The organism is Amycolatopsis sp. NPDC050768 (genome assembly GCF_040654155.1).
Classification (GTDB): domain Bacteria; phylum Actinomycetota; class Actinomycetes; order Mycobacteriales; family Pseudonocardiaceae; genus Amycolatopsis.
On record NZ_JBFAHL010000028.1, the window covers coordinates 23528 to 36309 of the forward strand.

Genomic DNA, 12782 nt, shown 5'->3' on the forward strand with positions numbered 1-12782 from the left:
CGCCGTGGACTTCTCCCCCACCGAGGCGCAGCAGGACCTCGCCGCACTGACTCGCCGCATCCTCGCCGACCATGTGACGCCGGAAACGCTGGGGCCGCACGGGTCCGGCGGCTTCGATGCTCCGCTGTGGACGCGGCTCGCGCAGTCGGGCGTGCTCGACGCGGCACTGCCCGCCGCGGTCGGCGGCGGCGGGTTCGGTTTGCTGGAGCAGTGCTCGGTGCTGATCGAGATCGGCCGGGCCGTGGCGCCGCTGCCCTACCGCGCTTCCGTGGTGCAGTCGGCCTCGGTGCTCGCGGAGCTGGGCCGGCCGGAGCTGGCGGAGCGCTGGCTGGTGCCGGTGTCGCGCGGTTCCGCCGTGCTGGCGGTCGCGTCCGGCGGCTTCACCGAGACCGGCGGACGGCTCACCGGTACGCAGACCGCGGTGCCGTTCGCGGCGTTCGCCGACGCGCTGCTGGTCGAAACCCCGCGCGGTGTTTTCCTGGTCGAACGCGACGCCCCCGGCGTCTCCGTCGCGGCGCAGCAGACGATCGACCACGCCGACGCGGGCCTGGTCCAGCTCGTCGACGCGCCCGGCACGGCCCTGGGCGAGGTCGGTCAAGCGTTGCGACAGCGCGGCGCGGTGGGGTTGTGCGCGCAGCAGCTGGGCGTCGTCGAGCGCGCCCTGGAGCTGACGGCCGCCCACACGCGTGAGCGCGAGCAGTTCGGCCACGTGCTCGGCGGATTCCAGGCCGTGCGCCAGCGTCTCGCCGACGCCTACCTGGACGTCGAAGCCGTGCGGCTCACGCTGTGGCAGGCCGCGTGGCGCCTGTCTGAAGGCCTGCCCGCCGACGCCGAGATCGCCACGGCGAAGTACTGGGCCGCCGAAGCCGGCCACCGCGTCGCCCATACCGCGGTGCACCTGCACGGCGGTGTCGGCATTGACGTCGAGCACCCCCTGCACCGCTACTTCGCGGCGGCCAAACGCCTCGAGTTCACCGGCGGCGGCGCCACGGCGCAACTGCTCACTCTGGGCGGTCTGCTCACTCGGTGAGCTTCGCCGGATCGGTGACGACGGTGAGCTCCGTGATCCGCCCCGCGACGATCGTGAACGCGAGCAGCGCCACCACCGTGCCGTCCTCGTCGAGGGACACGACGCCGGGGCGCCCGGACACGAGCACGTCCCGGCCCGCGGCGGCCAGGCCACCGGACAACCGCGCGCCGCTCGCGACCTTGGTGGCGCCGAGCACCACGACCACACCGTCCGGGGTCTCGGCCGTCAACCGCACGTCGGGGTCGAGCACCTGCAGCAGCCCCGCGAAGTCACCGTCGCGAGCCGCCGCCAGGAAGGCCCGGACCACGCCCCGCTGCTCCCGTCCGACGGCGGCAGGCCGCTCGGAGTCCCGCACCTTCCGGCGGGCGCGGCTGGCGAGCATCTTCGCCGCGGCGGTGGACTTGCCGAGGATCTGGCCGATCTCCTCGAACGGCACCGCGAACAGGTCGTGCAGCACGAACGCCAGCCGCTCGCCGGGACCGAGCGCGTCGAGCACCACCAGCAGCGCGAACCCGACCGAGTCGGCGAGCGCGACGTCGTCCTCGGGCCCGTCGAGGGGCACCACGCCGTCGGGCAGCCGGTCGTCGCCCGGTGCCTGCGGCCGGGTCTGCCGCGCGCGCAGCACGTCGAGGCTGAGGCGGCCGACGACCGTGGTGAGCCAGCCGCCGAGGTTGTCGATGGCCGCCGGGTCCTGGCGGGACAGACGCAGCCACGCGTCCTGCACGACGTCGTCGGCGTCGGCGTGCGACCCGAGCACGCGGTAGGCGACGGCGCGCAGCCGTTCGCGCTGGGATTCGAACGCTTCCGCGATCGGGTCGGTCATGGTCGTTACCTTCCTCGCCACTGCTCCGTCATGGGGGATGACGAGCCCGAAGGGGCACAGGTAACCGATGGAGGAGCACCAGAGATGACAGCACCGACGAAGCGCGCGGCGAACACCGACGTGATGACCGCGATCCAGCACCTGACCCGCGCGATCCACGCCGGCGGCGTCGACCCGGGCCTGCTGGGGCTGGTCCACCTGCGCGCGAGCCAGATCAACGGCTGCAGCCCCTGCGTGTACGCCGGGGTCGAAGCGGCGAAGAAGCACGGGGAGACCGACGAACGGCTGCACAACGTGGCCGCCTGGCGCGACACGCCCTTCTTCACCGACGCGGAAGCGGCGGCGCTCGCGCTGACCGAGTCGGCCACCCGCCTGCAGGACGGCGCGGCGGGCGTCACCCCCGAGATCCGGGACGCCGTGGCCGCCCACTTCACCGAGGAGCAGCTGTCGGCGCTCACGCTGGAGATCGCGCTGACCAACTTCTTCAACCGCATCAACCGGATCAACGGGGAGCAGGCCGGCAAGACCTGGTGAGCCGTCAGTCCGACGGCGTGATGTGGCGCAACCGCCGCGGCCCGGTGTCCGGCCGGGTCGGCGGCGGGCCCAGCACCATGCGCGCGTTGGCCACGAAGGCGCCGTCGGGCGAGGCGAGGATCGGGTCGAGAGCCAGGGACCGGACTTCCGGGTTGTCCTCCGCCAGCGCGGCGACGCGCAGCACCATGTCCTGCAGCGCCGCGAGGTCGGCGGGTTCGTCGCCGCGGTAGCCGGTGAGCAGGGGCGACGTGCGGGGCTCGCGGATGAGCGTGGCGGCGTCGACGTCGGTGACCGGCACCGCGCGGTAGGCACGATCGCCGAGCAGCGTGCTGACCAGGCCCGAGAGCCCGAACGACACGAGCGTGCCGAACGACGGGTCGTCCTGCAGCCCGATCACGCACGAGATTCCTTTGGCCGCCATGCGTTGCACGTAGAGCTCGTTGTCGCCGGAGACCTCGCACAGGTCGCGGTAGGCCACGCGCACGGAGTCCTCCGAAGTGAGGTCCAGGCGCACGCCCGCGAGGTCGGGCCGGCCGCGCAGCCGCTCGTCCACGGCCTTGAGCGTGACCGGGTAGCTCAGCTCCGCGGCGGCCTCGACGGCAGCGTCCACATCGGACACCACGCGGAACGGGACCACATCGACGCCGTAGCAGCCGAGCAGCCGCACCACGTCGTCGTCGGACAGCATCATGGAATGGCCGTCGGCTTCGGCGAGCAGCTCGCGCACGATCGACTGCGCCTGCTCGACGTGCAGCCCACCCGGGCGCACCAGCGTCCCCTGTGGACGCTGCCGCCACGCCGAATACCGCACCACGCGGGACAACGCGGTCACCGCGCGTTCCGGGCTCGGGTACGACGGGATCGAACCCCGCGTGGGTACACCGTCTTCGCTCAGCACGGCCAATTCGTCGGGCACACCCTCGACCGCGAGGAACGTGGAGACGACCGGCTTCGTGCGCTCGTGCTCCAGCACGGCTTCCTTCAGCGCCCGCGCGTACGCGGTGCCAGGAATGTTGATCGGCGGGGCGAACACGGCGATGAGCGCGTCGGTCTCGGGCGAGTCGAGGGCTTCGCGCACGGCGGCGGCGAACGCGTCGGGCCCGGCCTGCGGGCCGATGTCCACGGGGTCGAACGCGAGGTGCAGCCCCTGCGCCCGCGCGGTGTCCGCCGCGAGCAGCCCGATCGCGCTCGAGTTGCCGACGATGGCGATCCGCGGCCCGGCCGGCAGCGGCTGGTGGGCGAACACGAGCGCGGTGTCGAACAGCTGCGCGAGCGACTCCACGCGCACCACGCCGGCCTGTTCGAACAGCGCCTGCACGCTCGCCTCGTCGACCTCGGCCGACGTGGCGGCCAGCTGGGGACGCACGGCGTGGCGGCCCGACTTCACCGCGACGATCGGCTTGTTCCGCGCGAGTCGCCGCGCCAGGCGGGCGAACTTGCGCGGGTTGCCGAAGGACTCGAGGTAGAGCAGCACGAGGTCGGTCTCGGGGTCGGTTTCCCAGTACTGCAACAGATCGTTGCCCGAGACGTCGGCGCGGTTGCCGGCGGAGACGAACGTGGACAGGCCCAGGCCGCGCGAACCGGCGTCGGCCAGGATCGCCGTGCCCAGCGCACCGGACTGGCAGAAGAAGCCCGTGTGCCCGCGGCGCGGCAGCTGCGGTGCGAGGGTGGCGTTGAGCCGCACGCCGGGCGCGGTGTTGAGCACGCCGAGCGCGTTCGGGCCGACCACGCGCATGCCGTGCGCGCGGGCCTCGCCGACGAGCCGCAGCTCGGCGTGCAGGCCGAGCGGGCCGGACTCGGCAAACCCGCCGGAGACGATCACCAGCGTCTTCACGCCCTTGGCGAGACACGCGTCGAGCACGGACTCGACGAGCTCGGCGGGCACGGCGACCAGTGCGAGGTCAACGGGGTCCGGGATGTCGAGCACCGACGCGTACGCGCGCACGCCGCGCACCGAGCGGTGCTCGGGGTTGACCGGGAAGACCGTGCCCGTGAAGTCGGCAGCGAGCAGGTTGCGGAAGGCGACGTGGCCGACCTTCGTGTGGTCGGCCGAAGCGCCGATCACCGCGACCGAGCGCGGGTGCAGCAGGTTGTGCACGCTGCGCGCCTCGGCCGCCTGCTCGCGCGAGCGCGCGACTGCGAGCGACTCCTCCGTCGGGTCGATGCTGAACTCCAGGTGCAGCACACCTTCCTCGATGGCGCGGCTGACCTGGTAGCCGGCGTCGCGGAACACGCGAACCATGGGCGCGTTCTCGGCGAGGACCTCGGCGACGAACCGGCGCAGCCCGCTCTCCGACGCGGCGGCGGCCAGGTGCTCCAGCAGGATCGAGCCGAGCCCGCGGCCCTGGTGCTTGTCGTCGACGACGAACGCGACCTCGGCCGAGGGACCGCCGTCGAGCCGTTCGTAGCGCCCGACGGCCACGATGTCGCCGCCGAGCAGCGCCACGAACGCGACCCGGTCGTGGTGGTCCACAGTGGAGAACCGCTGCAAGTCGCGCGGGGGGATCCGCGGGTAGGCGCCGAAGTAGCGCAGGTAGCGCGTGCGCTCGGAAAGCCTGCTGTGGAAGGCGACGAGGCCGTCGGCGTCCGTGGGCACCACGGGCCGCAGGTGCACGGTGCCGCCGTCGGACAGGACGACGTCGGCCTCCCAGTCGCGGGGGTAGTCGTACGGGTCGCGCAGGCCGTTTCCGGGTGCCGGGTCTTCGGACATGGTCAGTCCCTGGGATCGTCCGGGTCGAGGCCGTGCAGCGGGAACACCGCGCGGCGGGTGTCGCGGATCGCGAGGTCGACCGGGTCGTCGGCGGCGTCGCCCCACGGCTTGAACGCCGTGTCCTTTTCATCGGTCATCGCGTGCGGGATCTCGGCGGTCGGCGCGGCCTTGGTGATCGAGGAGACCCAGCCGGGCGGCAGCCCCGTGTCGGGCGCGACGTCGCGGTCGAGCACCGTGGCGATCAGGTGCGTCCACGAGCGCGGGACCACGCGGATCAGCTGGTAGCCGCCCCCGCCGACGGCGAGCCAGCGCCCGCCGCTGTAGGTCTCGGCGAGGTCGCGCATCGTCGAGTAGATGGTGCGGTGCCCGTCGACCGACAGCGAAAGGTCGGCCAGCGGGTCTTCCTCGTGCGAGTCGACGCCGCACTGCGTCACGAGGATCTGCGGTTCGAACTCGGCCAGCAGCGAGGGGACGACCGCGTTGAACGCCCGCAGCCAGCCCGGGTCCTTGGTGTGCGGCGGCAGCGGGATGTTGACCGAAGTGCCGGCGGCCTTGCCATTGCCGATCTCGGCGGCGTAGCCGGTGCCGGGCCAGAGCGTGAACGGATGCTGGTGCAGCGAAACGGTGAGCACGCGCGGGTCGTCGTAGAAGGCGGTCTGGACCCCGTCGCCGTGGTGCACGTCGGTGTCGAGGTAAGCGATGCGGTCGAAACCGTGGTCGAGCAGCCAGGAAATGGCGATGGCGCAGTCGTTGTAGACGCAGAAGCCCGACGCGTAGTCGCGCATCGCGTGGTGCAGCCCGCCCGCGATGTTGACCGCGCGCTTCACCTCCCCCTCGGCGATCTTGCGCGCCGCGAGCAGCGTCGAGCCGACCACCAGCGCCGACGCGTCGTGCATCCCGCTGAACACCGGGTTGTCCGCCGTGCCCAGCCCGTGCCCGACGTCCCACCCGACGAGCGGCGCCTCCCGCACGGCCGCGAGGTACTCGGGCGCGTGGATGCGCAGCAGCTCCTCATCACCCGCCGCGGTGGGCACGAGCAGCTCGACGTCGTTCAGCACACCGAGCTCCGTGGCCAGCCGGATCGTGAGCTCCAGGCGGACGGGGTTGAACGGATGCTCCCCGCCCAGGTCGTACCCCAGCAGTGCGGCATCCCAGACGACAGCAGGCGAGGACATGTACCGCACTGTACTGGCCCCGGCGTGCCCGAGCCGGGTTCAGCTTCGGTGCCTGCGGTGGTTCGGGCGCGGTCGTTCAGCCGCGCTCGGGGCCGGTCGCGGCGGGGCGTTCGGGGTCGCGCGACCAGTGCGACCAGGAGCCGGCGTACAGCGCCGCCGGCTCGGGGTGGCCCGCGACTTCCAGCGCGAGCACGACCGACGAAGCGGTGACGCCGGAGCCGCAGTAGGCGCCGACGGGGGTGCCTTCTTCGAGCCCCAGGCCCGCGAAGCGCGCGGCGAGGTCGGCGGGCGTGCGCCAGCGGCCGTCTTCACCGACGTGCTCGGCCGACGGCGCGCTGATCGCCCTGGGGATGTGGCCGGCGCGCGGGTCGACCGGCTCGGTCTCGCCCGTGTAGCGCGCGTGCGCACGGGCGTCGAACAGCACTCCGGCGCGGGCGCGGGCGGCGGCTTCGTCGGCGGTGAGCACCGGCATGCCGCCCGGGCGCACCTCGAAGTCGCCGGGTTCGGGGGTGGGGGCGTCGGTGGTCGTTTCGCGGCCTTCGGCGAGCCACGCTGCGTAACCGCCGTCGAGCACCGCCACGTCGGTGTGGCCGGCCCAGCGCAGCAACCACCAGGCCCGCGCGGCGACGGAGCCGTCGGCGTCGTCGTACACGATCACCGGGCGCCCGGCGCTCACGCCGGCTTCGCGCAGCTCACGCTGCAGATCGGCGGGGTCGGGCAGGGGGTGGCGGCCGCCGTCGCCGGGCGGGGCGGCCAGCGCGGTGTCGAGGTCGACGAACACCGCCCCGGGCACGTGGCCCTCGCGGTAGGACTCGGCGGCGGGCGGCCCGGCCAGGCGCCAGCGGACGTCCAGCACCACGGGGCGCCGCGCTTCGGGCAGGGCGGCGAGCTCGGCGGGGGTGATCAGCGGTCCCATGCGCCCCATCCTGCAGGTCCGGGCGCCGCACACGCACCCGGGCCGGACTTTTCAGCCCGCCCGGCTTGTTATGTCGGCGCGTGCCGTCGCTGTCGGGGCCAACGACTACGATGAGCTACGCGGACGAAGGGGACAGCGTGAACGATCTCATCGACACCACCGAGATGTACTTGCGTACCATCTACGAGCTTGAAGAAGAGGGTGTCGTCCCGCTGCGGGCACGGATCGCCGAACGCCTGCAGCAGAGCGGGCCGACCGTGAGCCAGACCGTGGCCAGGATGGAACGCGACGGGCTGGTGGTCGTGGCCGACGACCGGCACCTGCAGCTGACCGACCACGGTCGTGAGCTGGCCATCGCCGTGATGCGCAAGCACCGTCTCGCCGAGCGCCTCCTCGTCGACGTCATCGGGCTCGAGTGGGAACACGTGCACACCGAGGCGTGCCGCTGGGAACACGTGATGAGCGAGGCCGTCGAGCGCAAGCTGGTCAAGCTGCTCGACCACCCGACCACCTCGCCCTACGGCAACCCGATCCCGGGCCTCGACAAGCTGGGCGACGGCGACCCCGCGCCGCCCGCCGAGTCCGACCTCGTGCGCCTCGACGAGTTCGCCCGCACCGGCGGCGGCGACGTCGTGGTGCGGCGCATCGCCGAGCACGTGCAGCTCGACGAGTCGCTGCTCACCGAGCTCAAGTCCGTCGGCATCGTGCCCGGCGGCCGCGTCACGGTCGGCAAGGCCAACGGCGGCACCGTGACCATCGAGGTCACCGGCAGCGACTCCTCGGCACAGGTGTCCACCTCGGCGCTGCACGCCGTGCTGGCACAGGCCAGGTGAGCGCCGCCGAAGACGCCGCAGGCGCGTTCCACCGGATCCACGGCCGCGCCCCGGCCGGGGTCTGGTCCGCTCCCGGCCGGGTGAACCTGATCGGTGAGCACACCGACTACAACGACGGCTTCGTGCTGCCCTTCGCCCTCCCCCACCGCCTCGCCGTGGCGGCCACGCCGCGTGACGACAGCAAGCTCAACGTCGCCACCCTCGGCGACGACGGCCAGTTCCAGTACTCCGATCTCCTCGACATCGCTTCCCTCGAACCGGGTTCGGTGGAGGGCTGGGCCGCCTATCCCGCGGGCGTCGCCTGGGTGCTGCGCGACCACGGCCACGCCGCGGGCGCCGACCTGGTCATCGCCGGCGACGTCCCCTCCGGCGCCGGCCTGTCCTCCTCCCACGCCCTCGAGTGCGCCGTCACGCTCGCGCTGCTCGGCCTCGCCGGCGTCGAACTCGACGCCGAGCTGCCCGGCACCCCGACCCGCCCGGAGATCGCCCGCTGGGTGCAGCGTTCCGAAAACGACTTCGTCGGCGCCCCCACCGGCCTGCTGGACCAGACGGCGTCCTTGTGCTGCCAGGACTCCTGCGTGCTGTTCCTCGACGTCCGCTCCGGCGAGATGGAACAGGTGCCCTTCCCGCTCGCCGAGGCCGGCGTCCGCGTGCTGATCATGGACACGCGCACCAAGCACTCCCACGCCGAAGGCGGCTACGGCGAACGCCGCCGCGGCACCGAGCGCGCCGCCGAGCTGCTGGGCGTGAAGGCCCTGCGCGACGTCACCCTCGAAGGCCTGGACGCAGCGCTGGCCCAGCTGCCGGACGACCTCGCGCCGCTCGTGCGCCACGTGGTCACCGAGAACCAGCGCGTGCTCGACGTCGTGGCCCTACTGCGCGAGGGCCGCCTCACCGACATCGGCCCGCACCTGGACGCCTCCCACGCCAGCATGCGCGACGACTACCGCATCTCCACCTCCGAACTCGACCTCGCCGTGGACTCCGCCCGCTCAGCCGGCGCCCTGGGTGCCCGCATGACCGGCGGCGGCTTCGGCGGCTCGGCCATCGCGCTGGTCCGCGAGGCCGACCTGGAGCACGTCCGCACTGCGGTCGAGCAGGCCTTCGAGGCCGCCGGGCTCCGCCGCCCCCGCACGTTCACCGCGGTCCCTTCCCGCGGCGCGGGCCGCGACGCCGTCTGACGCGGTCTCGGCTTCTGCTGCGTATCGGCTTCGGCTGCTTTGGCTTCGGCACTGCCCTCGGGACTCCGGTCTCGGGGGCAGCGCCGTGTCCGGAGCCCGCGCGTCCGCCGGCGGGCCGGACCGGCCGCGGCAACCCCGGGCGGCCGGGCGCGGCGCGGTGAGGGAAGACTGTGGCGCACAGTCACCGCCCACACCGGAAAGGCCACACCGTGACGGACCCGCAGAGCCCCCTGAAACTGATCGTCACGGGTGGCGCCGGCTACGTGGGCAGCGTGTGCGCCGCGCGGCTCATCGAGGCCGGTCACCAGGTCACGGTCGTGGACGACCTGTCCACCGGGCACGCCGACGCCGTGCACCCCGACGCGCGCTTCATCGAGGGCGACGCCGCCGCCGTCGCCGCCGACATCCTCGCCGAGGGCTTCGACGGCGTGCTGCACTTCGCCGCGAAGTCGCTCGTCGGCGAGTCGATGACGGACCCGGCGAAGTACTGGGAAGGCAACGTCGTCACCTCCCTGCGCCTGCTGGAGGCCATGAAGGCCCACGGCACGCCGCGCCTGGTGTTCTCCTCCACCGCGGCCACCTACGGCGAGCCCGAGTCGTCGCCGATCCCGGAGACCGCGCCGACGCAGCCCACCAACACCTACGGCGCTTCCAAGCTAGCGATCGACCACGCCATCACGAGCTTCGCCCGCGCCCACGGGATCGCCGCGGTGAGCCTGCGCTACTTCAACGTCGCCGGCGCCTACCACGCCTTCGGCGAGCGCCACACCACCGAAACCCACCTCATCCCCCTCGTGCTCCAGGTCGCCACCGGCGACCGCGCCCACATCTCCATCTACGGCGACGACTACCCGACGGCCGACCACACGGCCGTCCGCGACTACATCCACGTCGTCGACCTCGCCGACGCCCACCAGCTCGCCCTCCGCCACGCGACGCCCGGCGAACACCGCATCTACAACCTCGGCAGCGGCACCGGCTTCTCCGTGCTGGAGGTCGTCGAGTCCTGCCGCCGCGTGACCGGCCACCCGATCCCCGCCGAGATCGCCCCGCGCCGCGCGGGCGACCCGTCGGTCCTCGTGGCCTCCAGCGAAAAGGCCGGCCGCGAACTCGGCTGGAAACCCGACCGCACCGACCTCGACGGCATCGTCTCCGACGCCTGGGCGTTCACGCAGTCGCGCCGCTCCTGACCGACCTCCTTCCGGCGGGTCCGGGCTCTTGGCGAGCCTGGGCCCGCCGGACGCGTTTTCCGTGCTGCTTCACCACGTTCCGGCATCCGGGTCCAGGCCGAGTTCCGGTAGCGACAAGCCCAGGTCCACGGCATCCGGCAGCGAAGCCAACCCGGCGAGTCTCGACGGGTCCGTGCCGAGGTTCCAGGCCGCGTGGAGGAGCTGCGCGAGGACGTGCTCGGGGCAGGCGTCCAGGGCGTTGGTCAGGGCCATGCCCGCGAGGGCGCCTTCGCTGCGCATGAGGGCGGCGTACGCGACTAGGGCGGCGGCGTCCGCGCGGTGGGGCGCGGGCAGTTCACGCACGAGCTCCAGCCACAGGCTCATCGCGGCCACGGCGATGGGCGACTCCGGCGGCACCGCCGTGGCGAGGCAGGCGTCGCGGACCTTCGGGACGCGCAGGGCGTGGGCGAGGCGCACCGCTTGGTCGTCGGACGGCGGACCTTCGGCCCGGCGGTGGCGGAAGAACGCCGCGCGTACCTCGGCGGCCGCCGCGAGCAGGTCGTCGGGATCCCACGGTGGGGCCGCGCGGGAGAGCAGGGCGCGGCGCCGCACCAGAGCCGAAGGAGAACGTGGCTCCAGCAAGGCCAAGACGTCGTCGCGGCGGGGGAAGGAGACGAAGCCGGCGTTGGTGATCGTCGCGGCCACCACGGTGTCGCGAGGATCCGGCAGCAGGCCGCCGCAGGTCGGTTCGCGGTAGCACGCCCACGGTGCCCCGGCCGCGATCTCCGGTGTCCACAATGGATGCATCACGGGCAGCTCGTACTCCTTGAGCGCGCGGCTCAGTTCCCCGGCGAACTCGGCGTGGGGCAGCTCGCCGTCGGGACCGGCCCGGCCGCCGACGATCACCACGGTGACGCCTGTGTGGTCGTCCACGCGGAAGCGTGGCGCGAGCGCATCCGCTTGCTCCGCAAGGAGATCGCCGGGTGGCAGGTCCGCGCGCAGGATCAGGCCGATCCGCGTGCCGGGCGGGCGATGCCCGAGCAGCACCACGGAGTCGGCGGGCTTGAAGCCGAGCAAGTACGGGAGCGCCGCGATGAGCTGCGCCGGGTCGGTGAGCAGAGCCCGGGCCGTGCCGGGTGGGGTCGAGGTGGTCACGCACTCCACTGTGCGGCGGAAAACGGGCGTGGGGAGACATCAGCGGAAATCTGTGGACAACTGCGGCAGTTGTGGAAAACCCGGCCCAGCCGCGCGGGCTGGACCGGGTTCGTGTCGGTGCCGTGTGCTAGGCGCTCAGCCGCAGTGCTCGAACGGGCTCGTGTAGTTGTCCGCACCCACCGAACCGCCCCACTTCACGCAGGTGGCGCCCGCGGTCTTCTTCACCGGCCCCGCGTAGTAGGTGAAGTTGCCGGAGTCGGTCGTGCGCGCCTGGCCCTGCACCTCCAGGAACGCCGACGTCGGGCTCGCGGTACCCAGCGAAACGGACTTCAGCGTCGTCACGCAGTTGGCCTTCGTCGAAGCGTTGTACAGCAGGTACGCGGTGCCGGACGAGCCCAGCCCCTGCTGGTCGATCACCGAGAACCCGGAGCCGCACACCTCCGTGGCCGAATAGGGGTTGCCGCCGCAGTTGTTCTTGCTCGTGAAGTCCTTCTTGCCGTAGTAGACGGCCGCGACGCCGTTCAGCACGGCCTTCTGCGTCACGCCGTTGAGGTTCTCCTCGAAGTGCAGGTGCGGTCCCGTCACACCGCCCGTCGCGCCCGCCTTGCCGATTTCGGCGCCCCCGCTCACCTTCTGGCCCACGGACACCTCCTGCGCGGACAAGTGCGCGTAGCGGGTCCGCCAGCCGCCGCCGTGGTCGAGTTCGATCCAGCGGCCGTAGCTGGTGCTGCCCTCGTTCTCGACGCGCGTGACGGTGCCGGCCACCGACGCGACCACGGGCATGCCCGTGATGCCGGTCTTCTGGAAGTCGACGGAGTTGGCGGGGCTGTGCCCGCTGAACGTCGCGGCCGTCACGGTGACCCCGCACTTGAACGGCACCTGGAAGTTCGGCGCGGCGGACGCGGGCGCCTGGGCGGCGAACGTGAGACCGAGCGCGGGCAACACCGCGGCAGCGGCGAACACGGCGAGCCGTCGCAACCTGGACATGGTGCGTACCTCCTGTTTGGCGTGGATGACGGGAACCAGGAAAGCGACGCGAAGTACATTTTACGTACATGCCGGGCAAACCACCTGGTAGCAACGGGTGTCCCGACGGCGAACGGCCTCGACCGACCCTGTTTTCGACGCCGGCCCCTACGGCGGAAAACCATTCCGTGAAACGGGGACCCAAGATCGGCCCCGGCGGGCTTGAGTAGATCTACGCATCCGTCACCTGTGGCGTTGAACCCCGCGTGATCACTGCCGTACGGTGACCG

11 protein-coding genes are annotated in these 12782 nt (G+C 72.6%); 5 read left to right on the top strand and 6 right to left on the bottom strand.

Annotated features, from left to right (window positions below):
- The first annotated feature begins 4 nt into the window (after positions 1-4).
- Positions 5-1030 carry an acyl-CoA dehydrogenase family protein gene (locus tag AB0H62_RS47120; protein WP_220238135.1) on the top strand — a complete coding sequence of 342 codons (1026 nt, stop codon included), beginning with the start codon at positions 5-7 and terminating at the stop codon, positions 1028-1030.
- Here AB0H62_RS47120 and AB0H62_RS47125 read toward each other — a convergent pair.
- Complete coding sequence (locus AB0H62_RS47125; protein WP_360592618.1) at positions 1020-1853, bottom strand: sigma-70 family RNA polymerase sigma factor; 834 nt, start codon at positions 1851-1853, stop codon at positions 1020-1022. The genes AB0H62_RS47120 and AB0H62_RS47125 overlap by 11 nt on opposite strands.
- A gap of 84 nt (positions 1854-1937) precedes the next feature.
- Here AB0H62_RS47125 and AB0H62_RS47130 point away from each other — a divergent pair, with 84 nt between their 5' ends.
- Positions 1938-2387: a carboxymuconolactone decarboxylase family protein gene (locus AB0H62_RS47130; RefSeq protein WP_220238133.1), complete on the top strand. Its 450-nt coding sequence runs from the start codon at positions 1938-1940 to the stop codon at positions 2385-2387.
- A gap of 4 nt (positions 2388-2391) precedes the next feature.
- On the opposite strand, the gene AB0H62_RS47135 is transcribed toward AB0H62_RS47130, so the two are convergent.
- The 3 genes from AB0H62_RS47135 to AB0H62_RS47145 form a co-directional block, all read right to left on the bottom strand.
- On the bottom strand, positions 2392-5097 hold the full coding sequence (locus AB0H62_RS47135; protein WP_360592619.1) for a GNAT family N-acetyltransferase: 2706 nt from the start codon (positions 5095-5097) through the stop codon (positions 2392-2394).
- Between the two features lie 2 nt (positions 5098-5099).
- Complete coding sequence (locus AB0H62_RS47140) at positions 5100-6272, bottom strand: acetoin utilization protein AcuC (protein ID WP_220238131.1); 1173 nt, start codon at positions 6270-6272, stop codon at positions 5100-5102.
- Positions 6273-6348: 76 nt separating this feature from the next.
- Positions 6349-7188 carry a sulfurtransferase gene (locus AB0H62_RS47145; RefSeq protein WP_360592620.1) on the bottom strand — a complete coding sequence of 280 codons (840 nt, stop codon included), beginning with the start codon at positions 7186-7188 and terminating at the stop codon, positions 6349-6351.
- Between the two features lie 110 nt (positions 7189-7298).
- Here AB0H62_RS47145 and AB0H62_RS47150 point away from each other — a divergent pair, with 110 nt between their 5' ends.
- The 3 genes from AB0H62_RS47150 to galE all read left to right on the top strand — a co-directional run bounded on the left by AB0H62_RS47150 (position 7299) and on the right by galE (position 10392).
- Positions 7299-8021 (top strand): metal-dependent transcriptional regulator, encoded by a 723-nt coding sequence (locus AB0H62_RS47150; protein ID WP_304504291.1) that lies wholly within the window; start codon positions 7299-7301, stop codon positions 8019-8021.
- A complete protein-coding gene (gene galK / locus AB0H62_RS47155; protein ID WP_360592621.1) occupies positions 8018-9202 on the top strand; it encodes a galactokinase in 1185 nt (394 codons plus the stop codon). The genes AB0H62_RS47150 and galK overlap by 4 nt, the downstream gene beginning before the upstream one ends.
- A gap of 209 nt (positions 9203-9411) precedes the next feature.
- Positions 9412-10392 carry a UDP-glucose 4-epimerase GalE gene (gene galE, locus AB0H62_RS47160; RefSeq protein ID WP_220238127.1) on the top strand — a complete coding sequence of 327 codons (981 nt, stop codon included), beginning with the start codon at positions 9412-9414 and terminating at the stop codon, positions 10390-10392.
- Between the two features lie 69 nt (positions 10393-10461).
- Here galE and AB0H62_RS47165 read toward each other — a convergent pair whose 3' ends face one another.
- Together AB0H62_RS47165 and AB0H62_RS47170 are read right to left on the bottom strand one after the other, a co-directional pair.
- On the bottom strand, positions 10462-11526 hold the full coding sequence (locus tag AB0H62_RS47165) for a DUF4192 domain-containing protein (RefSeq protein ID WP_360592622.1): 1065 nt from the start codon (positions 11524-11526) through the stop codon (positions 10462-10464).
- 135 nt (positions 11527-11661) lie between these two features.
- Positions 11662-12513 carry a M23 family metallopeptidase gene (locus AB0H62_RS47170; RefSeq protein WP_360592623.1) on the bottom strand — a complete coding sequence of 284 codons (852 nt, stop codon included), beginning with the start codon at positions 12511-12513 and terminating at the stop codon, positions 11662-11664.
- Positions 12514-12782: the final 269 nt, after the last annotated feature.

Coding starts and splice junctions, on each gene's coding strand:
- AB0H62_RS47125 (WP_360592618.1), bottom strand. CDS start 1,853: ATGACCGACCCGATCGCGGAAGCGTTCGAATCCCAGCGCGAACGGCTG.
- AB0H62_RS47145 (WP_360592620.1), bottom strand. CDS start 7,188: ATGGGACCGCTGATCACCCCCGCCGAGCTCGCCGCCCTGCCCGAAGCG.
- AB0H62_RS47130 (WP_220238133.1), top strand. CDS start 1,938: ATGACAGCACCGACGAAGCGCGCGGCGAACACCGACGTGATGACCGCG.
- AB0H62_RS47135 (WP_360592619.1), bottom strand. CDS start 5,097: ATGTCCGAAGACCCGGCACCCGGAAACGGCCTGCGCGACCCGTACGAC.
- AB0H62_RS47140 (WP_220238131.1), bottom strand. CDS start 6,272: ATGTCCTCGCCTGCTGTCGTCTGGGATGCCGCACTGCTGGGGTACGAC.
- AB0H62_RS47170 (WP_360592623.1), bottom strand. CDS start 12,513: ATGTCCAGGTTGCGACGGCTCGCCGTGTTCGCCGCTGCCGCGGTGTTG.
- AB0H62_RS47150 (WP_304504291.1), top strand. CDS start 7,299: ATGAGCTACGCGGACGAAGGGGACAGCGTGAACGATCTCATCGACACC.